This is a genomic window from Roseibium algicola (assembly GCF_001999245.1).
Lineage (GTDB): Bacteria > Pseudomonadota > Alphaproteobacteria > Rhizobiales > Stappiaceae > Roseibium > Roseibium algicola.
Map to the genome: position 1 here is coordinate 3,519,773 of NZ_CP019630.1, position 21,005 is coordinate 3,540,777.

Annotated in this window: 16 protein-coding genes; 15 read left to right on the forward strand and 1 reads right to left on the reverse strand. The window is 60.2% G+C overall.

What is annotated here, in order from left to right; translation table 11 throughout:
- Nucleotides 1–16: 16 nt before the first annotated feature.
- The 12 genes from tolQ (at nucleotide 17) to serA (ending at nucleotide 14,711) form a co-directional block, all read left to right on the forward strand.
- Complete coding sequence (gene tolQ / locus B0E33_RS16380; RefSeq protein WP_023003442.1) at nucleotides 17–721, forward strand: protein TolQ; 705 nt, start codon at nucleotides 17–19, stop codon at nucleotides 719–721.
- 3 nt (nucleotides 722–724) lie between these two features.
- On the forward strand, nucleotides 725–1,177 hold the full coding sequence (gene tolR / locus B0E33_RS16385) for a protein TolR (protein WP_023003441.1): 453 nt from the start codon (nucleotides 725–727) through the stop codon (nucleotides 1,175–1,177).
- Between the two features lie 6 nt (nucleotides 1,178–1,183).
- Nucleotides 1,184–2,134, forward strand: a complete 951-nt coding sequence (gene tolA, locus B0E33_RS16390; protein ID WP_023003440.1) for a cell envelope integrity protein TolA — start codon at nucleotides 1,184–1,186, stop codon at nucleotides 2,132–2,134.
- 45 nt (nucleotides 2,135–2,179) lie between these two features.
- Nucleotides 2,180–3,529 carry a Tol-Pal system beta propeller repeat protein TolB gene (gene tolB / locus B0E33_RS16395; protein WP_023003439.1) on the forward strand — a complete coding sequence of 450 codons (1,350 nt, stop codon included), beginning with the start codon at nucleotides 2,180–2,182 and terminating at the stop codon, nucleotides 3,527–3,529.
- 151 nt (nucleotides 3,530–3,680) lie between these two features.
- Nucleotides 3,681–4,166, forward strand: a complete 486-nt coding sequence (gene pal, locus B0E33_RS16400) for a peptidoglycan-associated lipoprotein Pal (protein WP_023003438.1) — start codon at nucleotides 3,681–3,683, stop codon at nucleotides 4,164–4,166.
- 245 nt (nucleotides 4,167–4,411) lie between these two features.
- Nucleotides 4,412–5,359 (forward strand): tol-pal system protein YbgF, encoded by a 948-nt coding sequence (gene ybgF / locus B0E33_RS16405; protein ID WP_031270520.1) that lies wholly within the window; start codon nucleotides 4,412–4,414, stop codon nucleotides 5,357–5,359.
- Complete coding sequence (tilS, locus tag B0E33_RS16410) at nucleotides 5,331–6,716, forward strand: tRNA lysidine(34) synthetase TilS (protein ID WP_228148021.1); 1,386 nt, start codon at nucleotides 5,331–5,333, stop codon at nucleotides 6,714–6,716. The genes ybgF and tilS overlap by 29 nt, the downstream gene beginning before the upstream one ends.
- A 169-nt stretch (nucleotides 6,717–6,885) precedes the next feature.
- Complete coding sequence (gene ftsH / locus B0E33_RS16415) at nucleotides 6,886–8,805, forward strand: ATP-dependent zinc metalloprotease FtsH (protein WP_023003435.1); 1,920 nt, start codon at nucleotides 6,886–6,888, stop codon at nucleotides 8,803–8,805.
- 186 nt (nucleotides 8,806–8,991) lie between these two features.
- Complete coding sequence (glmM, locus tag B0E33_RS16420) at nucleotides 8,992–10,335, forward strand: phosphoglucosamine mutase (protein WP_023003434.1); 1,344 nt, start codon at nucleotides 8,992–8,994, stop codon at nucleotides 10,333–10,335.
- A 434-nt stretch (nucleotides 10,336–10,769) separates the two neighbouring features.
- Nucleotides 10,770–11,591, forward strand: coding sequence for an outer membrane protein (locus tag B0E33_RS16425; protein WP_077291775.1), 822 nt, complete (start codon nucleotides 10,770–10,772; stop codon nucleotides 11,589–11,591).
- Between the two features lie 276 nt (nucleotides 11,592–11,867).
- Nucleotides 11,868–13,046, forward strand: a complete 1,179-nt coding sequence (locus tag B0E33_RS16430; protein ID WP_023003431.1) for a phosphoserine transaminase — start codon at nucleotides 11,868–11,870, stop codon at nucleotides 13,044–13,046.
- Nucleotides 13,047–13,124: 78 nt separating this feature from the next.
- The gene (gene serA, locus B0E33_RS16435) at nucleotides 13,125–14,711 is read left to right on the forward strand and encodes a phosphoglycerate dehydrogenase (RefSeq protein WP_023003430.1); all 1,587 of its coding nucleotides are present in this window, start codon (nucleotides 13,125–13,127) and stop codon (nucleotides 14,709–14,711) included.
- Between the two features lie 158 nt (nucleotides 14,712–14,869).
- On the opposite strand, the gene B0E33_RS16440 is transcribed toward serA, so the two are convergent.
- Complete coding sequence (locus tag B0E33_RS16440; protein ID WP_167579550.1) at nucleotides 14,870–15,766, reverse strand: DMT family transporter; 897 nt, start codon at nucleotides 15,764–15,766, stop codon at nucleotides 14,870–14,872.
- Between the two features lie 317 nt (nucleotides 15,767–16,083).
- Here B0E33_RS16440 and B0E33_RS16445 point away from each other — a divergent pair, with 317 nt between their 5' ends.
- From B0E33_RS16445 to B0E33_RS16455, 3 genes are all read left to right on the forward strand, one after another.
- Complete coding sequence (locus tag B0E33_RS16445; protein ID WP_077291776.1) at nucleotides 16,084–17,355, forward strand: MFS transporter; 1,272 nt, start codon at nucleotides 16,084–16,086, stop codon at nucleotides 17,353–17,355.
- A 283-nt stretch (nucleotides 17,356–17,638) separates the two neighbouring features.
- Nucleotides 17,639–18,931 carry an adenylosuccinate synthase gene (locus B0E33_RS16450; protein WP_023003427.1) on the forward strand — a complete coding sequence of 431 codons (1,293 nt, stop codon included), beginning with the start codon at nucleotides 17,639–17,641 and terminating at the stop codon, nucleotides 18,929–18,931.
- A 264-nt stretch (nucleotides 18,932–19,195) separates the two neighbouring features.
- Nucleotides 19,196–20,968 carry a hypothetical protein gene (locus B0E33_RS16455; RefSeq protein WP_077291777.1) on the forward strand — a complete coding sequence of 591 codons (1,773 nt, stop codon included), beginning with the start codon at nucleotides 19,196–19,198 and terminating at the stop codon, nucleotides 20,966–20,968.
- Nucleotides 20,969–21,005 lie beyond the last annotated feature (37 nt).

Below are 21,005 nucleotides of genomic sequence, written 5' to 3' on the forward strand. Positions count from 1 at the left end.
AGGGGTCATTGAATTTATGGAAACACTTGTCCAATCGACATTGGCGCCAGAGAGCGGCATTTCGTTTTTTGCGCTGTTCTGGCAGGCGCATATCGTCGTCAAGGTCGTAATGCTCGGCCTTTTGGGCGCTTCGGTTTGGTGCTGGGCGATCATCGTCGACAAGATCATGCTGGTCGGCCGGACACGGCGCCAGATGAGCCGGTTCGAAACGGTGTTCTGGTCCGGTCAGTCTCTCGAAGAACTCTATAATACGCTTCACAATCGTGTGAACCATTCGATGGCGGCACTGTTCGTCGCAGCGATGCGTGAATGGAAGCGCAGCCACGAGGGCGCTCGGCCTGCCATCGGCAGCCTGCAGCAGCGTATCGACAGGGTGATGGATGTCACCATCCAGCGCGAAGCCGAGCGGCTTGAAAGCCGGTTGCTGATCCTGGCAACCGTTGGCTCCGCGGCACCGTTCATCGGTCTGTTCGGAACGGTCTGGGGCATCATGACGGCGTTCCAGGCGATCGCGGCATCGGAAAGTACCAACCTTGCGGTCGTGGCGCCCGGTATTGCCGAAGCGCTGTTTGCGACCGCGCTTGGTCTACTGGCCGCCATTCCGGCAGTTATCGCCTACAACAAGTTCTCGGCCGACGTCGGCAAGGCGGTTTCGCGCATGGAAGGCTTTGCGGACGAGTTCTCCGCCATCCTGTCCCGTCAGATCGACGAGAGGGGCTGATCCATGGCCATGCAGGTCGGTTCAGGTCAGGCAGGAAGCGGACGGCGCGGGCGGCGCAGGCGTCGCCACGCACCCATGAGCGAAATCAACGTCACGCCCATGGTCGACGTGATGCTGGTGCTCCTGATCATCTTCATGGTGGCTGCTCCGCTCTTGACGGTCGGTGTGCCGATCGATCTGCCGGAGACCAGCGCCAAGGCCCTGGAAGGCGATACCGAGCCGATAACCATCTCGGTGAACGCGGCTGGTGAAATCTTCATCCAGGACACCCCGATCACGATCGAGGAGATCGTGCCAAAGCTCGAAGCCATTGCCGCCAATGGTTACGAGGAACGTATCTACGTGCGCGGCGATCAGGATGCCGACTACGGCACCATGATGAAGCTGATGGGCCGCATCAGCGCGGCCGGGTTTAAACGCCTCGGTCTTGTCACTCTGGAAGAACGGGACTCGTAACGCGTCATGCGCGCAGGTCTCATCGCGTCTCTGGCCGGTCACTCGGCTTTCCTGCTCTGGGGCTTGATCGCCTTTCCGGACGCTGAGAGCTTTGCGGTTCCGCAGGTGGATTCTCTGCCTGTCGAACTGGTGCCTATCGAGGAAATCACCAGGCTTCGGGTTGGCGAAAAGACCGCCGAAGTCCGGGATGTCGCGGCGGTGAACCCAAGCGATACCCCGGCCGAGGAACCTCCGAAACCGGCCGATAAACCGGGCGAAAGCAAGGTTGAGCAGCCGACGCAGCCGACACCTTCGCCGTCTCCGACGCCTCCTCCGGCACCGGAACCAACGCCCGTTGCGGATCCGGAGCCAGCTCCCGCGCCTGCGCCCGAACCGGCGCCGGTGGCCGAACCTGCGCCTGCACCGGATCCTGCCCCGGCGCCAGAGCCTGTGCCGCAGCAGGAGGCCGCGCCTGCGCCCCAGCCGATCGTGACCAAGGTTTCGCCGCGCTCCAAGCCGACGCCGCCGAGGAATGCGCCCGAGCCGCCGAAGGATAATTTCGACAGCACCGATATCGCTGCGCTTCTGAACAAGGTCGAACCGGCCAAACAGACCGGCGAAACCAGCCAGAACCCGGCCTCTCTCGGTTCCCGGCGCGGGGAGCAGAACGTGCGTATGAGTCAGTCCGAGCTGGATGCGCTGCGTGGAATGGTGGCGCAATGCTGGAACCCGCCGGTGGGTGCCGTCGGTGCGGAAGACCTGAAGGTTCGTGTCCGTTTCAACCTGTCCCAGGACGGTCAGGTTTCGGGTCAGCCGGAAGTCATGAATTCCAGCGGCAATCCGGCGTTCGGAGCAGCCTCGAGCAGTGCCGTGCGCGCGATCATGCGCTGCCAGCCATACAATCTGCCAATTTCCAAGTATGAAGCTTGGCAGGAAGTCATCATCAATTTCGACCCCAGAGAGATGCTCGGGGGATAGACTGGCCCGGCCAGTTCAAACGTCCATAAGGGAGCTGTTGTGCTCATGCGCGGAATACTGAAAAAACTTTCTGTTTTCACAAGCCGGAAAGCCAGAGGGCTCGCATTTGTTCTCGCTTCTTTTGTGGTGATTGCTCCGCTGCCGGCGGCAGCGCTTGTCGAAATCGATATTACCCAGGGCAACATCGAGCCCTTGCCGATCGCACTGCCGTCGTTTTCCGCCGAAGGCGGAGACGGCAAGCTGGCCGCGGACATGACCAACGTCATTGCCGCCGACTTGAAACGATCCGGCCTGTTCCGGCCGCTTGACCCGGCCAGCTTCATTCAGAAGAACATGAGCGTGAATTCCACGCCGCGTTTCGGCGACTGGCGTCAGATCAGTGCTCAGGCGCTTGTTACCGGTACGGTGATCAAGCAGCCGGACGGGCGTCTGCGGGCGGAGTTTCGTCTGTGGGACGTTTTCGCGTCAGAGCAGATGCTGGGCCAGCAGTTCTACACGACACCTGAAAACTGGCGGCGTCTGGCGCATATCATCGCTGACGCGATCTATGAGCGGCTGACCGGTGAAAAGGGCTACTTCGACACCCGCATCGTCTATGTCGACGAAACCGGCCCGAAGGACAAGCGCGTCAAGCGCCTGGCGATCATGGACCAGGACGGCGCAAACGTGCGTTACCTGACGCGCGGCGACGATCTGGTGCTGACACCGCGGTTCTCGCCGACGAGCCAGGAAGTCACCTACATGTCCTACGGCGGTGCCGATCCGAGTGTCTATCTGCTGAATATTGAAACGGGTCAGCGCGAAATCGTCGGCAACTTCCCGGGCATGACCTTTGCGCCGCGGTTCTCGCCCGATGGGCAGAGCGTGGTGATGAGCCTGCAGCAGGGTGGCAATGCCAACATCTTCAAGATGGACCTGCGCTCTCGCCAGACGACGCGTCTGACGAACGACGCGGCCATCGACACGAGCCCGTCGTTCTCACCGGACGGACGCCAGATCGTGTTCGAATCCGACCGCGGCGGCACACAACAACTTTATGTGATGAGCGCAGGCGGCGGCGGTGCGCAGCGTATTTCCTTCGGGCCTGGCCGGTATTCCACGCCGGTATGGTCGCCGCGTGGAGACCTGATCGCCTTTACCAAGCAGCACCAGGGCCGCTTCATGATCGGCGTCATGCGGCCGGACGGAAAGGGCGAGCGTATCCTGACCGAGGGCTATCACAACGAAGGTCCTGCCTGGTCGCCGAACGGCCGTGTGCTGGTGTTTTTCCGGGATACGCCGGGTGCCAATGGCGGGCCGCAGGTCTGGACCGTGGACCTGACAGGATACAACGAACAGCGGGTGGAGACCCCGGCCTTCGCGTCGGATCCCTCCTGGTCGCCGCTGATCGACTGATGGAGACATGCGGCCTGTGAAGGCAGGCCGTGTTAAGCTTTCGCTAACCATGTTTGAAAAGGCGTTTTTTACCGGTTTTGGCTAGAAAGCGTTTACCAAGAACCGGACGGATGAAATGTCAGGTTGGCGGGCTGGGGTGTAGGAGACAGGAATGTTCAAGAGTTTAAACGCCGGACGGGGCGCGCGCTGGATTGCAGTCTGCTTCGTGGTTCTGTTCGCAGCAGCATGTGCCCAGAACAAACCGGACGGGCTGTCGAGCAATGTGAAGCCCGGCACGGGCCAGGACTTCGTCGTGAACGTGGGTGACCGCGTGTTCTTCGAAGAAGACCAGTCGGTGGTGACATCGCAGGGTCAGGCAACCCTTGCCAATCAGGCCAAGTGGCTGAACCGCTATCCCCAGTACACGATCACGATCGAGGGGCATGCGGATGAACGCGGCACGCGTCAGTACAACATCGCGCTGGGAGCACGCCGTGCCCAGTCCGCACGTGACTATCTGGTGGCACAGGGCGTGAACGCCTCGCGAGTCCGGACGATTTCCTACGGCAAGGAACGGCCTGTTGCTGTCTGTAACGACAACAGCTGCTGGTCGCAGAACCGCCGTGCGGTGACTGTCCTGAACAACGCGACCAACTGATCCGGCAAATGCCGAACAAAAAGGCCGGGCAGCTTGCCCGGCCTTTTTTGTTGGGCCGGCCGGAAATGACGAAATCACTTCAATGTCAGCCGGTAACGTCAAAATTTGGCCGAAGTCGAAGCGCTCTGTGCACTTGAGTAAGAAGCCGGGCATGGTAAGACATCATGCGCGTGGATCTGCTTGAGTATTGGCGTTTGTCGGACCACGGCCAGACACTGGTACAGCAAATCCAACCGGAGGAGCGAATGCTGAAACTAAAGGGACTGGCAGGTCTCATCATGGCGTTGGTCATCACCTTCGCCACTGCCACACCGTCGCAAGCCCAGCTGTTCGGACGCAAGAATGACGATTCCAGCGTAAGGATCGGTCAGCTTGAGGAACGGATCCGGGTTTTGACCGGTCAGATCGAACAGTTGTCCTATCAGATGCGGGAATTGCAGGATCAGATGCGCCGCATGCAGGAAGACAATGAATACCGCTTCCAGCAGCTGGAAGGCGGCACCCCGGGCAAGCGCTCGGATGTCGCTCCAGGATCGACCGCTCCGGGCCTAGGCCCGGACGGTACTCCGCAGTCGGGCAACCTTATCGCGCCGGGTGGAGGTTTTGCGACACTCCCTACGGACGGATCTGGAGACGGCAACTGGGATCAGTCCGGCGGCTATGAAAGCGGTTTGCCGAGCGACGGTCCGATCGACCTTTCGCGGCTGGCCAACGGGCTTGAAAACCTGCCTGGCACCGGTCAGGAAATCGCGCCCGATCCTGGTCTTGCCACCGACGATGACCAGATTGCCAGCGTCATCGGCAGCGGCGACCCGAGCTCTGACTACAATCAGGCCTATTCCCTGGCGGTCAATGGCGATTACGCGGGTGCCGAGCGCGGATTCCGGAACTTTCTGGAAACCTATCCCGACGATGCACAGGCAGCGAACGCTCAATATTGGCTGGGCGAAAGCCTGCTGGCGCAGCAGAACTACCGCGAGGCAGCCGATGCCTTCCTGAAGACCTACACGGACCATCCCGGCAACGCCAAGAGCCCCGACAGCCTGCTCAAGCTGGGTGTCTCGCTGCGTGGTCTCGGCGAAGCGGATGCGGCCTGCGCAACGTTTTCCGAACTGCTGAACAAATATCCGAATGCCGCTCCAGCCGTTTTGTCCCAGGCGCGGGATGAACGCCGTCGTGCCCAGTGCTCCTGACGGGCCGGTTGAGCCCCTGAGGCTCCCGGCCGATCGCGTCGATGCTCTTTTTTCAAAGCTAAGCTCTTTTTCCAATCTGGCGCTGGCAGTGTCCGGCGGCTCGGATTCCCTTTGTCTTCTTGTTCTTTTCGATGAATGGCGCAAACGCACCGGCTGGCAGGGTGCCGCCGAAGTGCTGTGTGTGGATCATCAACTTCGGCCTGAAAGCGGTCAGGAGGCGGAATTCGTTGCAACGAATGCGCGCGCATGCGGCCTTGCCTGCACGGTGCTGCGCTGGACCGGCACCAAACCGGCTGCAAACCTCCAGGAAGCGGCACGCATTGCCCGTTACCGGTTGATGGCAGCGCGTATGCGGGACATCGGCGCGGAGGCGCTTGTTCTTGGTCATCACCTTGACGATCAGGCGGAAACTTTTCTGGACCGTCTGACCCGGGGGAGCGGCGTTACCGGCCTCAGCGGGATGGCGGCTGACGAAGACTGCGGTCCGGAAGGTCTGCGCCTGCTGCGTCCGCTCCTGAGTGTTTCGAAATCCGACCTCGAGGCAACACTTGAAGAGCGCGGCCGTTCCTGGTGCACGGATCCCTCGAACCGGAACCCGAAATACAAGCGCAGCCGGCTCCGCGCCATCTTGTCGCTGTTGGCCGAGGAGGGATTGAGCGCAGAGCGTCTTGCGCAGACCGCTACCAATATCCGCCGGGCGCGGGAAGCCCTTGAGCGGACCGCCGATGACCTGGTCGCTCGGCTGATCACCGAACACCCGGCAGGACCCGCGCGCCTGGAGCGTGAAGCCTACCGCGAGCAGCCGGAAGAACTCCGTCTCCGGTTGCTCGTCTATCTGATGGCGCGTGTCTCGGGCAAGAATTCCCGACCAAGACTTGCCAGGCTTCAGGCTCTGGACGGGGTGCTGATGTCCGGTGAGACGAACCGTCAAACCTTTCAAGGATCGGTTTTCGACGCAGACGCAAGCGTCATCAGAGTGTGGAAAGAACCGGGGCGCGAGCCGCCGGGCATTCTCACGGGTCTTGCTGGATCCGGCTCATGGGATGGCCGCTACCTTTACCGGGTCTCCACTTGTCCTGTTGGCGAAAGTGATGCCCCCTTGTGCCTGGGGCCGCTGATGAACGCGCCTGTAGCGTCCCGGGAAATCGACTGGCCGGCGGGCTGGCCCAAGGCCGCCTTCGACTGCGCGCCGGTCCTGTGGCGGGCAGGGGAGATCCTGACCCCGGCTTCCGCGACGGCTGTTTTGACCATTGGCAATACCTGCAGCAGTGCAGATTTGAATTTGGAGCGAATGCCGATCCAAGGTAAATTGCCGGATAACTTTATGGACAATGAGGACACAGACGAGGAAATCTGAGGTTTTCCCCATCTGGAACATCTGTTAGAGGTCCGTGCTTAAGAAAATAGTCAGCGCATCTGCGCAACTATGGCGCACCGCCTTGGCAGCGGGCTTTGGGCGACCTATCTTCGCTCTAAAGAAACGTAACCGCGTGCAGTTAGTCGCGTTGGGCGGTTAAGGAAACGAAATGAACGCACATTTTCGCAACTTCGCTCTCTGGGTGATCATCGCCCTGCTATTGATCGCATTGTTCCAGCTTTTTCAAAGTCCCGCGCAGCATGGCGCAACGAATGACATTGCTTATTCGGACTTCATGAAGCAGGTCGACAACGGCGAGATCCGATCGGTCATCATTCAGGAACAGAAGATCACCGGTACCTACAGCAGTGGCAGTGCCTTCCAGACCTACGCTCCTGACGGCGCGCAATATGTCGATGAGCTGCGCAGCAAGGGCGTCTTGATCAATGCCCGCCCGCCGGCGGAAAGCTCTCCGTTGCTTGGTGCGCTGTTCTCCTGGCTACCGATGCTGATCATCCTGGGTATCTGGATTTTCGTCATGCGCCAGATGCAGGGCTCCGGCGGCAAGGCCATGGGCTTCGGCAAGTCCAAGGCGAAGCTGCTGACCGAGGCACACGGCCGGGTAACCTTCGAAGACGTGGCCGGTATCGACGAAGCCAAGGAAGACCTTCAGGAAATCGTCGAGTTTCTGCGCGACCCGCAGAAGTTCCAGCGTCTTGGTGGCCGGATCCCGCGCGGTGTTTTGCTGGTTGGCCCTCCGGGTACCGGTAAGACGCTGACCGCGCGTGCGGTTGCCGGTGAAGCAAACGTTCCGTTCTTCACCATTTCCGGTTCCGACTTCGTGGAAATGTTCGTCGGTGTGGGTGCGTCCCGCGTCCGCGACATGTTCGAACAGGCCAAGAAGAATGCTCCGTGCATCATCTTCATCGACGAAATCGACGCGGTCGGCCGTCATCGTGGCGCCGGTCTCGGCGGCGGTAACGACGAGCGCGAACAGACGCTCAACCAGCTGCTGGTCGAGATGGACGGTTTCGAGCCGAACGAAGGCATCATCATCATCGCCGCGACCAACCGGCCGGACGTTCTGGACCCGGCGCTGCTGCGCCCGGGCCGTTTCGACCGCCAGATCGTTGTACCGAACCCGGATATCACTGGCCGCGAAAAGATCCTGAAAGTGCACATGCGGAAAGTTCCGCTGGCACCGGATGTCGACGTCAAGACGCTGGCACGCGGTACGCCGGGCTTCTCCGGTGCGGATCTGATGAACCTCGTCAACGAAGCCGCGCTTCTGGCTGCCCGCCGCTCCAAGCGACTGGTGACCATGGCAGAGTTCGAAGACGCCAAGGACAAGGTCATGATGGGTGCGGAACGCCGTACGCTGGTGATGACCGAGGAAGAAAAGAAGCTGACCGCGTATCACGAAGCCGGTCACGCGCTGGTGGCTCTGCACCAGGAAGCTTCCGATCCGATCCACAAGGCGACCATCATTCCGCGCGGACGTGCGCTTGGCATGGTCATGCGCCTGCCGGAGAAGGACCAGGTGTCGCTAACCCGCGCCAAGTGCAAGGCCGACCTTGCTGTTGCCATGGGTGGCCGCGTCGCCGAAGAAATGATCTTCGGCTACGAGAAAGTGACTTCGGGCGCGTCCGGCGACATCCAGATGGCCACCAAGCTGGCCCGCGCGATGGCGACCCAGTTCGGCATGTCCGACAAGCTCGGTCCGCTGCTTTACGGGGAAAACCAGGAAGAAGTGTTCCTGGGACACTCCGTGGCAAAGAACCAGCACGTTTCCGACGAAACCCAGAAGATCGTCGATGCGGAAATCAAGTCCTTCGTCAATCAGGGCTATGAAACCGCCAAGAAGATCCTGGGCGACCACGAAGACCAGTTGCACACGATCGCCAAGGGTCTCCTGGAGTACGAAACCCTGTCGGGTGACGAGATCAAGGGTCTGCTCGATGGCAAGCCGCCGGTGCGCGACACGGACGACGACCAGCCGGTCGGCCGGTCGTCCGCGGTACCGACCGCCGGTGCCAAGCGTGGCGGCGACGAGGCCAGCGGTGGCATGGAGCCGCAGCCACAGTCCTGATCGGTTCCGATATTCTGAACAACCCAGATGCCCGGCCTGCGCCGGGCATCTTCGTTTGCGGTGAAAGAACAGGGTTGCCAGCCATCAGGGAATGGTAACAATTGCTCACATATTTTGAATCGTGACTTCGGCTGATTGCGTTACAAAGAGCGCAACCAAGACAGATAGATCAGCAAGGCATATTTGATGCGCAAGTTTTTCGGCACCGACGGCATCCGCGGTCAGGCGAACAGCTATCCCATGACCGCCGAGATGGCGCTGAAGGTTGGCATGGCCGCCGGGTTGGCTTTCAAGAACGGCGGACACCGCCACCGGGTGGTTATCGGCAAGGACACCCGCCTTTCCGGCTACATGCTGGAAAACGCCCTCGTGGCAGGCTTCACTTCGGTCGGCATGGATGTGTTCCTGCTGGGCCCGCTGCCGACGCCCGCTGTCGCGATGCTGACACGCTCACTCAGAACCGATCTCGGTGTGATGATCTCTGCCTCGCACAATCCATTCCAGGACAACGGCATCAAGTTCTTCGGCCCGGATGGCTTCAAGCTCAGCGACCAGATCGAAAAGACGATCGAAGAGCTGATGGAAAGCGACCTGACATCCCGCCTGCCGAGCGCCAGCGAGCTAGGCCGTGCAAAGCGGATCGACGGTGCGCAGCAGCGCTACATCGAATTTGCCAAGCGGACGCTGCCAAGGGAAATGAGCCTGGAAGGTCTGCGTGTTGTGATCGATTGCGCCAACGGGGCTGCCTACAAGGTCGCGCCCGAGGCGTTGTGGGAGCTGGGTGCGGATGTGATCACCATGGGTGTCACGCCGGATGGCTTCAACATCAACAAGGAATGTGGCTCGACGTCGACCGATGCCCTGTCCCGCAAGGTGCATGAAGTACGCGCCGACATCGGCATCGCGCTCGATGGGGATGCGGACCGGGTCATCATCGTCGATGAAAACGGCTCAGTGGTGGATGGCGACCAGCTGATGGCCGTGGTGGCGCAGTCCTGGCAGCAAAGCAACCGCCTGTCCGCGCCCGGGATCGTGGCGACGGTCATGTCCAATCTCGGACTGGAGCGATACCTTCAGAGCCTCGGGCTGGGCCTTGCCCGGACCAAGGTCGGCGACCGCTATGTGGTCGAACATATGCGTGCCAACGGCTACAATGTCGGCGGTGAGCAGTCCGGCCATATCGTCCTGTCCGACTTTGCCACGACCGGCGACGGCCTGATCGCGGGTCTGCAGGTTCTTGCGTGCGTCAAGGATCAGGACAAGCCCGTGTCGGAAGTCTGCCGCAGGTTCGAGCCCGTGCCGCAGATCCTCAAGAATGTGCGCTACAAGGGCGGCAAGCCGCTTGAGCAAGACCTGGTCAAATCGGCGATCGAGGATGGCGAAGCCCGCCTCGGCAATTCCGGCCGCCTCGTGATTCGAGCTTCCGGCACCGAACCGTTGATCCGCGTGATGGCGGAAGGCGACGATGCGGAGCTGGTCAAGCAGGTGGTCAATGATATCGCCGGCGTGGTGGCAACAACCGCGGCCTGATCGGCGAGGCAACAAGTGATAAGAAAAGCCGCCCATGTAGGGCGGCTTTTTTGTTGCGGCTTATCCGCGGACAGCCCCCGATGATACCTGGGATGCAGGCTCGAGACAGGGCGACTGGATGCCAGTTTCTCGGGAAGTCCTAACAAGTTTATGAAAACGTAGCGACAGGTGGTCCCCCATGTCCGCATCTTGTTTCATTTGACCTGGATGACAACAAGTGGCTCTGGCAGTTATGTCCCCGGCCTGCCTGATAATTTTGCACGCCTGTTTCTGATCTTTCGATGTTTCTTCGGCTGTTAAGGTTTCCTTAAGGTAAAAAAACGCGGTTAAAGAACAGAGTTAAGTCACAATTAATGAATTCCCGTCAGTATGCTTTCAAGTTTGATGTGTCCGGCATTGGTTAACGCGGACGCTCACTGGAAAAGGACGAGGACATGGACAATTTCTTTAAGCGTTTGTCTTTGACCGGCTTTGCTGTTGCGCTTTCCACTGCTGCATATGCCGCGGATTTGCCAACCCCGGTCATCGAGCACATCCCGCAAGTCCCGGCTGCTGGCGGTTGGTACCTGCGTGGCGATATTGGCTACAAATTATACAGTGACCCGGACGGTAGCTTTAACGATCCTGCTATTGGGGATCTGCGATATGAACGAACCAGCATGGACAACGCCTGGATGTTTGGTGTTGGTGTTGGTTACCAGTTTAACGACTACTTTCGAACAGACTTGACGCTGGATTATGAGACACGGGCAACTGCAACGGGCTACGCAGAATGCGTTGGTTGTGCCACTTCCGGCCAGTATTCAAAAGAGCAAGCAGACATCGACGTCTGGACAGTAATGCTCAATGCTTACGTTGACGTTGGTACCTGGAACAGGATTACGCCTTACGTGGGTGCTGGTATCGGCGCAGCCTACGTTAACACCAGCAACAAGAAATCGTTTAATCCTGATGGTTCAAACCCGACTTATGACGGTGACAACGGTCAGTGGAATTTTGCTTGGGCTTTGATGGCCGGTGCTGAGTACGCTTTCACTCCTAATTGGAGCCTGGATGCGGGGTACCGGTATAAGAACCTCGGGGAAGCAAAGAGTGTTAGACTTGAGGATGCTGGCACCGGCGGAACGAGAGAAAAATGGGAGGATCTCACTGCTCACGAGTTCCGCCTTGGTGCGCGCTACACCTTCAACACGTTCGCAGCCCCGGCCGGCCCGGTCTACTACGAGCCGCAGGGTCCGATCACCAGCAACTTCTGATCTTCCGATCAGCGAATTTGAAAGGCCGGTCAATCGACCGGCCTTTTCCTGTTTGCGCCCACACTTTCCCTTGAGTTCTCTTGAACCAAGCGAAGCCAATCCTGATTTCAGGTGCGGGTGGCTTGTCTGAGAGAACGCTTCCGGAAGGCGAGGGGGCGTGACCGAATTTATCCGTTCACCCGTGATTTGAATTGACCAAAGGTCAGGAAGGTCCTATCCCCATAGGTGGGCCACCTCTCCCCAACGAGAGGCAACTATCTGCGAGGGTAGACAGATATGACAGACCTCACCGCCAAGCCGGACGTGCGTCCGGCCAATCCCAATTTTTCTTCTGGTCCCTGTGCCAAGCGTCCCGGCTGGTCGCTTGAGGCCTTGGGCGATGCGCCGCTCGGGCGGTCTCACCGCGCCAAGCCCGGCAAGGCCAAACTTGCCGAAGCCATCGAGTTGACCCGCAAGGTGCTGAACGTGCCGGACGGATATCGAATCGGTATCGTCCCGGCGTCCGACACCGGCGCTGTCGAGATGGCGCTCTGGTCGCTGCTCGGTGCACGTGGCGTCGAAATGCTCGCCTGGGAAAGCTTCGGCTCCGGCTGGGTTACCGACGTCATCAAACAGCTCAAGCTCGATGATGCCCGGGTCCTGGAAGCGCCTTACGGCGAACTGCCGGATCTTGCCTCGGTCGATTTCTCCAAGGACGTTGTTTTCACCTGGAACGGCACCACTTCCGGCGTCCGTGTTCCCAACGGCGACTGGATCCCGGCCGATCGCGAAGGCCTGACCATCTGCGACGCGACTTCCGCCGCATTTGCGCAGGACCTTGCGTTCGACAAACTCGACGTCGTTACCTTCTCCTGGCAGAAAGTGCTGGGCGGGGAAGCTGCACATGGCATGCTTATCCTCAGCCCGCGCGCGGTCGAGCGTCTCGAAAGCTATACGCCGGCCTGGCCGATGCCGAAGATCTTCCGCATGACCAAGGGCGGCAAGCTGATCGAGGGCATCTTCAAGGGCGAGACCATCAACACGCCGTCCATGCTCTGTGTCGAAGACTATATCGACGCCCTCAAGTGGGCCGACGGTCTGGGTGGGCTGTCTGGCCTGCGTGCCCGCGCTGATGCCAACCTCAAGGTGCTTGCCGACTGGGCGGAAAAGACCTCCTGGGTCGATTTCCTTGCAGTTGACCCGGCAACGCGGTCGAACACGTCCGTCTGCCTCAAGGTCACGGATCCGGGGATTCTTTCGCTCACAGCAGACCAGCAGGCCGCCTTTGCCAAGGCTCTTGCCGGTACGCTCGACGCTGAAGGCATCGCCTATGACATCGGCGCTTACCGCGATGCACCGTCCGGTCTTCGGATCTGGGCCGGCGCGACCGTCGAGACGAGCGATCTTCAGGCCTTGACCCATTGGCTTGACTGGGCATTCCAGTCGGAAAAAGCGAAGCTGCCCCAGGCCGCCTGAGCCTGTTCATCCTTCAACGACAACAGTCCCGGGCGGTGCGCTGCCCGGATCGTTTCTCGTATTCAAGGAGAGGCTCCAATGGCTCCCAAGGTACTGATTTCCGACAAGCTGTCGGACGCTGCCGTGCAGATCTTCAAGGATCGCGGCATCGACGTGGACTTCCTGCCGGACGTCGGCAAGGACAAGGAAAAACTGCTGGAGATCATCGGCAAATACGATGGTCTGGCAATCCGTTCGGCCACCAAGGTTACGGAAAAAATCATTGCAGCGGCAGAAAATCTGAAGGTGATCGGCCGTGCCGGGATCGGCGTCGACAATGTCGACATTCCAAAGGCGACCGCGCGCGGTATCATCGTCATGAACACGCCCTTCGGCAACGCGATCACCACTGCCGAACATGCCATCTCGATGATGATGGCGGTTGCGCGCCAGATCCCGGCGGCCGATGCCTCGACCCAGGCAGGCAAATGGGAGAAATCCCGTTTCATGGGCCGTGAACTTACCGGCAAGACCCTCGGGTTGATCGGTTGCGGCAATATCGGCTCTATCGTGGCGGACCGGGCCATCGGCCTGAAGATGAAAGTCATCGCCTTCGATCCCTTCCTGACGCCGGAAAGGGCCGTTGCGCTAGGTGTCGAGAAAGTCGAGCTTGACGGCCTCTTGTGCCGGTCCGACTTCATCACCCTGCACACACCGCTCACCGACAAGACGCGCAACATCATCGATGCCAAGGCCATCGAGAAGATGCGCAAGGGCGCGTATCTGATCAACTGTGCCCGAGGCGGGCTCGCGGATGAGGCGGCAGTGCGGGCGGCCCTGGACGCGGGCAAACTCGGCGGGGCGGCGTTCGACGTCTTTGTCGAGGAGCCTGCCAAGGAAAACCTGCTGTTCGGCGCGCCGAACTTCGTCTCGACGCCGCACCTGGGTGCTTCCACCACGGAAGCCCAGGAAAACGTTGCACTGCAGGTGGCAGAGCAAATGTGCGACTACCTGCTACAGGGCGCAGTCCGCAACGCGCTCAACATGCCGTCCATTACTGCCGAGGAAGCGCCCAAGCTGGTGCCATTCGTGCGTTTGGCCGAACAGTTGGGCTCTTTCGCGGGGCAGCTGACGGAGACCGGCATCGAAGGGGTTCGCCTGGAATATGCCGGTGCTGTTGCCGAGATGAACGTGCAGGCGCTGACTGCAGCTGCGTTGACGGGGCTGCTGACGCCGCTCCTGCAGACGGTCAACATGGTTTCCGCGCCCATCCTTGCCAAGGAACGGGGCATGAAGATCGAGGAAATCCGCCGCGAAAAAGACGGCGCCTACGAGACCTACATGCGCCTTACGGTGATCACCCAGCGTCAGGAACGTTCGGTCGCAGGCACGGTCTTTGCCGACGGAAAACCGCGGATCATCCAGGTGAAGGGCATCAACATGGAGGCCGAGCTCGGCCCGCAGATGCTTTACATCACCAACGAGGACAAGCCGGGCTTCATCGGACATCTCGGGATGGAACTCGGCAACAGCGGTGTCAACATCGCGACCTTCCATCTCGGCCGTCTGGCCCCTGGCGACGATGCAATCTGCCTTGTGGAGGTGGATGGCGACGTGTCTCCGGAGGTTCTGGCACGGCTGGAGGCCGTTTCCCACGTCAAGCAGGTCAAGGCCTTGCATTTCTAGAATGGCTGGCGTTCGACGGAACGCCCGCTGATCCGCTATCCGGTCAAAAAGGGTGCGTGCCCCTAATCGCGCCTTCCGGATGTACGTCAGGTGCAGCCCAAGTTCCTGGCGCTTGAGCCTTCTGCCTTTTGCAGAAGGCTCCTTTTTTCCCGAACCGATCAGACTGCCGGCGCGCGGCGCTTTTTGAGGATGCGCCCGTCAAGGACGACGAGGCCTGCCAGCAGTACGGCAAAGCCACCAAGCTGAAGCACCCCCAGATTTTCTCCCAGGATCAGCCAGCCGAAGAAGAGAGCGCTTGCCGGGACAAGGAGCGTGACCAGCGAAGCGTTGGTCGCGCCGGCTTCGGCCAGAATCTGGAAATAGATCAGGTAGGCAAGGGCGGTTGCCAATACGCCGAGCGCGAGCACATTGAGCCAGGCCGTCAGGCTGGGATCGGCCATGGTCCAGTTACCGGCAGTCAGAAGAGCGACCGGCAGCATGAGGGTGGTCGAGCCGAGCAACTGACCCGTTGCCGTCACTTGCGGCGGCAGTGTCTTGAAGCGGCGGGCGAAGGTCGCCGCGCAGGCATAGGAGATCGCGGCACCCAGGCAGCAAAGCTGTGCCCACAACGGGTCGCTCGCAAGGCCCGACAGGCTGCTCCACAACATGATGGCGACACCTGCAACACCCAGCACCACACCGGCAATCCTGTTGCCCTGAAGCGTTTCCTGTTTCGTCAGCAGACCAGCCACGATCACCGTGAAGACAGGCGTCGTTGCATTCAGGATGGATGCGAGGCCCGCACCGATTTCTGTCTGTCCGAGAAACAGGAGAGAGAAGGGAATGGCGTTGTTCAGCAGTCCCATGACCAGAAACGGCACGGTATATTTTTTCTCCAGCCGGTTCAACATGCCACGATGCCCAAGGATCATCAGCAGGACCGTGCAGGCAATGGAAACACGCAGGAATACGAGAACAAACGGCGGGATTTCGGCAACGGCCACTTTTGCGAACAAAAAGGAACCGCCCCAGATGGCGCCAAGGACGGTCAGCATGATCCAGTTACGAAGTGGCATTGCACGATCTCTGATTGAGTGATGTTTCTCAGGTAGCACCCCACCGGAAGGAAGAACACCCGAAACGCGAGTAGAGGACTGGTCGCTTGTGAGGATGGGGCGTGATGCTTTGGGGCGCCGCTTGTTCGTTGGGCCGCCAAGACCGGTAAGGTGAAGGTGGGCATAGTCGGGGTTGCCTTCCTGCTTTCGACAACGAATTGAGGCGGCCTGTCCGTTTTGTCTGTGCAAGCGTCGGTCCTGGGCTTGCGCAGTCGGTTCACTCCGGCAACAGTATCGAGGCCGCGTTTTCTTCGGCTGCTCGGAAGAGTTCTTCATTCATGACCCAGGTTGCCCCCGCAGCGGATTCCAGATCGCTTGCCGGACGTTTGACACCGTTGCTGGTTGCTGCCGCTTGCCTCCTGGGTGCGAACGGACTTTCCGTGACAATGATTTCGGTGCGTGCCAAATCGGAAGGCATGTCCGATGCGCTCATCGGGTTGCTGGGGTCGTGCTATTTCGGCGGCATGATCGTGGGTGTGCTGCTGACACCGTTTCTGATCGCACGGGCAGGGCACATTCGCGTCTTTTCCACGCTGGCTGCAATCAGCGCCATCGCCATTCTGGCGATTGCCTTCACACCTGCCGGCTGGCTCTGGATGGTCGTGCGTCTGGTGAGCGGGGCGGCTTTTTGCGGCACGACGATGGTTCTGGAAAGCTGGCTCAATTCCATCGCCACCAATTCGTCCCGCGGGCGGATCCTTTCCGTCTACCGGATAGTCGACATGATCGCCGTCATGGGCAGCCAGTTCATGCTGCCCGCGTTCGGTCCGCTTGGTCCGGATATTCTGATCGTTCTGGCCATCCTGTTCTGTTTCGCGCTGGTGCCGATCTCCCTGACAAGTGAGCGCAATCCCGCAGCGCCGCCCGCGCGGTTCTTCGATCCGCTCATGTTGTGGCGCGTGTCTCCGGTCGCCCTTGTCGCCGTCTTCACCATTGGCCTCACAAACGGTGCGTTCCGCATGGTTGGCCCGGTTTATGCGGAAGGAATTGGACTGGGGCTTGAAACGGTTGCCGCGTTCATCGCGATCTGGGTCTTTGCCGGGGCGATCTTCCAGTATCCCGCAGGCTGGCTGTCCGACCGGCTCGACCGGCGTGTCGTGCTCGGTGTCTTTACCGTCGGTGCCGGGCTTGCCTGTCTCTTTATATCGGGGTCTTCGACCCGGCTGGAGCTTTTTGCAGGCGTCTTCCTGTTTGGCGGATTTGCCCTGCCGCTCTATTCGCTTTGTGCGGCCCATGCCAACGACAATGCCGAGCCGGGGCAATTCATCGATGTAGTGGCGGGGCTCACACTTGCCTATGGCGTCGGCGCCATGGCGGGGCCGTTCATTGCCTCACTGGTGATGGAGCAATTCGGCCCCTCGGCCTTCTTCCTCTATACCGCCACACTGCACCTGTCGCTCGTGGTGTTCATCTTCGCGCGGATCGTCAGCCGGGACGCTGTTCCCGCAAGCAAGCGGCATCGCTTTGTCTGGCTGCTGCGCACGTCGCCGATGATTTTCAGGCTTGCGCGCAACGACAAGCCGGATGCAGGTGAGCCGCCGGCTAAATAATCTGCCGTCGCTACATTGCCGCAAATACAGTCTAATCCGGGAAAAGTCCGTTCAGGTGCACGGTATGACTGGTCAATTGTCACAGGGGTGACCGGGCCGATCAGGAGAGCTGGCAAAAAAACCTGCTTTTGGCTCTCAATCTCCCTGCGGAGACTCGCAAGAGCGGGGAAACCTGTCTATAGTCCGCGCCGTTTGCCCCGGTCCGGTTGCCGGGGCTTGTCGTGTTGGCGCCCCGGACAAGTTTCGGATGGTGCGGAAGCTGCTTCAGGAGAGCAAAGTCTAGATGGCGAATGTGGTTGTTGTCGGTTCGCAATGGGGTGACGAAGGCAAAGGCAAGATTGTCGACTGGTTGTCGGAACAAGCCGATGTCATCGTAAGGTTCCAGGGCGGGCACAATGCCGGTCATACCCTTGTCATCGACGGTGTCAGCTACAAGCTGTCTCTCCTGCCGTCCGGGGTTGCACGCGAAGGCAAGCTGTCCGTCATCGGCAACGGCGTCGTGCTGGATCCGCATGCGCTGGCAGAGGAAGTCGAACGCCTCAGCAAGCAGGGCGTCGTGGTGACGCCGGAAAGCCTGCGTGTTGCCGAGAACGCAACGCTGATCCTGTCTCTGCACCGCGAGCTTGATGCGTTGCGCGAGAATTCCAACACCGGAACGCGCATCGGCACCACCAAGCGCGGTATAGGACCGGCGTATGAAGACAAGGTTGGCCGCCGCGCTATCCGTTTGATGGACCTGAAGAACCTTGCCACTCTGCCAGCCAAGATCGACCGCTTGCTGACGCACCACAATGCGCTGCGCCGGGGGCTTGGCCAGGATGAGGTTTCCGCACAGGCGATCTACGACGAACTCGCCAGCGTTGCGGACAAGGTCCTGCCCTACATGGACAAGGTCTGGTACCTGCTGGACGATCTGCGCCGTCAGGGCAAGCGTATCCTTTTCGAAGGTGCACAGGGCGCGTTGCTCGACATCGACCACGGCACCTATCCCTTCGTGACGTCGTCCAACACGGTCGCCGGCCAGGCTGCGGCAGGCAGTGGCCTTGGCCCGAATTCGATCAACTATGTGCTCGGTATTACCAAGGCCTATACGACACGCGTCGGCGAGGGCCCGTTCCCGACCGAACTGAAGGACGAGATCGGCGAGTTCCTCGGTACGCGCGGTCACGAGTTCGGTACGGTTACCGGCCGCCGCCGCCGCTGCGGCTGGTTCGACGCTGTGCTGGTGCGCCAGACCGTCTGCACCTCGGGCATCACCGGCATCGCGCTGACCAAGCTGGATGTTCTGGACGGTCTTGATGAAATCAAGATCTGCATCGGCTACGAACTGGACGGCGAGCGCATCGATTATCTGCCGGCTTCGCAGGGTGCCCAGGAGCGCGTGAAGCCGATTTACGAAAGCCTGCCGGGCTGGAAGGAATCGACCGAAGGTGCTCGCACCTGGGCCGATCTGCCGGCGCAGGCGATCAAATATGTGCGTCACGTCGAAGAACTGATCGGTGCTCCGGTCGCTCTTCTGTCGACAAGTCCGGAACGCGACGACACAATTCTTGTGCAGAATCCCTTCCAGGATTGAGATCTGTGACGTTAGAAGCACATTATTAAGGACTGCGGTTGCGTGCTGCGAATCACCGCACGCAACCACCTTTCGTTTTCGGCGTTCCATGTGTGTGCCGAACAAACAATCTGTGTTAGAAAAAGGGTACTGCGAGGTTCTCTGTCGCGGCGAAGTTATTGAAGAAATAGCACCGGTTTTCGAAAAACTTGCTATAAGCCTGAGAATGAAACGAAATCTCGGGCCCGCAGAACAGATCCTTGCAGTCGGCCGGTAGGCAGGAAGATGGCTGATTACTATTCAATTCTGAAGAAAACGATCGCGTCTTTACCTGAAAACAATGGTGCTGCACGCAGAAGCGTTTACAGCCGTGCGCGCAATGCCATCGTCAATCAGCTGAAAGCCTATGAGCCGCCGCTGGCGCCGTCCGAGATCACGGCCGAGCAGCTGCGTCTGGAAGAAGCCATTCGCAAGGTGGAGGCCGAAGCCGCCCGCGAAAGCCTCGGTCTCAGCCCCACAGTTCCGAAGGTCGAAACGCCGACCCCGGCGCCGCAGGTTTCCGCGCCGCCCGTGACACCGCCTCCGGCTGAACCGGTGGCAGAGGCTGCGCCGGAAGCGCCTGCGCCTGCACCACAGGAACCTGAAACAACTGCAGCACCGGTGGTGGATACCCCGGCTCCGTCGCCCTTGAAGGAAACCCTGACACAGGCCGAAGCGCTTGGTACCGCGGCCAGCCAGGCTGTTCACCACGCCAAGGAAGCTGCCGACCCGGGCGCTGCGCCTGTGCGCCAGGAGCCCTCTTTCGGCGGACCTGTGCAGCCGGATCAGGCAGATGATGGTCTGTTCGAGCCTGCGGATACCACCGGTGCGGCCGATACCGCCGATCAGGCTTATCCAGGCGACGAGACAGCCAAGCCGAAGGACAAGTCGGCCTCCAAGAAAAGCCGCTCCAAGCGCGCCAAGCCGAGTGCTTCGGATGCGCTGCGTGGTGATTCATCCGGCAGCCGCACCGTTCCGATCGTCATTGCTGCGGGTGTCCTGTTGCTGGTGCTCCTGGGCGCTGGAGCCTATTTCCTGATGCCTGCGGGCGATGAGACAGCCGATAGCGGCAACGTGCCGGTCGCGTCTTCTTCGCAAACGCCTGTCGATACGCAGCCGGACACCACGCCGGAGCCTTCGACCGCTGCCCCTGCTGGAGAAGGTGAAGAGCCTTCGAAAAACACCGACCGCCTGTTGAACGAAGGCGAGACGGATGTGGTTGCCCCGGATGCACGTACGGTAACCACGACGACGATTACCGGACAGTCTGATTCGCCTGCGCCGGCCGATACACCGCAGGTCGATACACCAGCTTCCGCTGCGCCCGAACCTTCCCAGCCGTCCATCGTGACGAGCGGAGAAAACGATCAGTCTTCTGCGACCACCGAAAGCCCGATTGCGGTGCCGGAAGACAATCTCTCGGCCATTTCGCCTGACGAAACTTCACCGGCTCCGTCCGCCACGGCGGCGGATTCCTCGGTGCAGCGCTCTATCCTTTACGAAGAAGGGGAAGAGTCCGGCGGTGCCGGAACGGCTGCGCAAGGCGCTGTCGTTTGGGGTGTCGATGAAGAAACGAATCTGGACGGCAAGGCTCTCGCGGTTCTGAGCGCCTCCATTGAAATCCCCGAGCGGGATGTGAAGGTCGACATTCGCATCAAGCCGAATGACGATACTTCCTTGCCCGCCAGCCATCTGGTCGAGATCAAGTACGAGTTCCCGGAAAACTTCGCTCCGGGTGACGTCGTCAACGTGCCAGGCTTGGTCATGAAGCCTACGGAAGAAGCTCGTGGCGATGCGCTGATCGGCGCTTCCGTGAAAGTGTCTCCGGGCTTTTTCTGGATTGCCCTTTCCAGCTTGCCGAACGAGCAGCAACGCAATCTCGCCCTGCTGCGTGAACGCGGCTGGATCGACATTCCGATGCTTTACGAAAACGGCAAGCGCGGCATCCTGACCCTGGAAAAGGGAACCGCCGGTGCAGAAGCCGTAGAAAAGGCGATCACGTCCTGGCAAGCCGGCTAAGCGCCAGCCTGCCTCCTTTCAAAATCTGAAGAAGCCG

Coding starts and splice junctions, on each gene's coding strand:
- glmM (WP_023003434.1), top strand. CDS start 8,992: ATGCGCAAGTTTTTCGGCACCGACGGCATCCGCGGTCAGGCGAACAGC.
- B0E33_RS16445 (WP_077291776.1), top strand. CDS start 16,084: ATGACCCAGGTTGCCCCCGCAGCGGATTCCAGATCGCTTGCCGGACGT.
- B0E33_RS16430 (WP_023003431.1), top strand. CDS start 11,868: ATGACAGACCTCACCGCCAAGCCGGACGTGCGTCCGGCCAATCCCAAT.
- B0E33_RS16425 (WP_077291775.1), top strand. CDS start 10,770: ATGGACAATTTCTTTAAGCGTTTGTCTTTGACCGGCTTTGCTGTTGCG.
- tolA (WP_023003440.1), top strand. CDS start 1,184: ATGCGCGCAGGTCTCATCGCGTCTCTGGCCGGTCACTCGGCTTTCCTG.
- ybgF (WP_031270520.1), top strand. CDS start 4,412: ATGCTGAAACTAAAGGGACTGGCAGGTCTCATCATGGCGTTGGTCATC.
- B0E33_RS16455 (WP_077291777.1), top strand. CDS start 19,196: ATGGCTGATTACTATTCAATTCTGAAGAAAACGATCGCGTCTTTACCT.
- tolR (WP_023003441.1), top strand. CDS start 725: ATGGCCATGCAGGTCGGTTCAGGTCAGGCAGGAAGCGGACGGCGCGGG.
- ftsH (WP_023003435.1), top strand. CDS start 6,886: ATGAACGCACATTTTCGCAACTTCGCTCTCTGGGTGATCATCGCCCTG.
- B0E33_RS16440 (WP_167579550.1), bottom strand. CDS start 15,766: ATGCCACTTCGTAACTGGATCATGCTGACCGTCCTTGGCGCCATCTGG.
- tolQ (WP_023003442.1), top strand. CDS start 17: ATGGAAACACTTGTCCAATCGACATTGGCGCCAGAGAGCGGCATTTCG.
- tilS (WP_228148021.1), top strand. CDS start 5,331: ATGAACGCCGTCGTGCCCAGTGCTCCTGACGGGCCGGTTGAGCCCCTG.
- pal (WP_023003438.1), top strand. CDS start 3,681: ATGTTCAAGAGTTTAAACGCCGGACGGGGCGCGCGCTGGATTGCAGTC.
- B0E33_RS16450 (WP_023003427.1), top strand. CDS start 17,639: ATGGCGAATGTGGTTGTTGTCGGTTCGCAATGGGGTGACGAAGGCAAA.
- serA (WP_023003430.1), top strand. CDS start 13,125: ATGGCTCCCAAGGTACTGATTTCCGACAAGCTGTCGGACGCTGCCGTG.
- tolB (WP_023003439.1), top strand. CDS start 2,180: ATGCGCGGAATACTGAAAAAACTTTCTGTTTTCACAAGCCGGAAAGCC.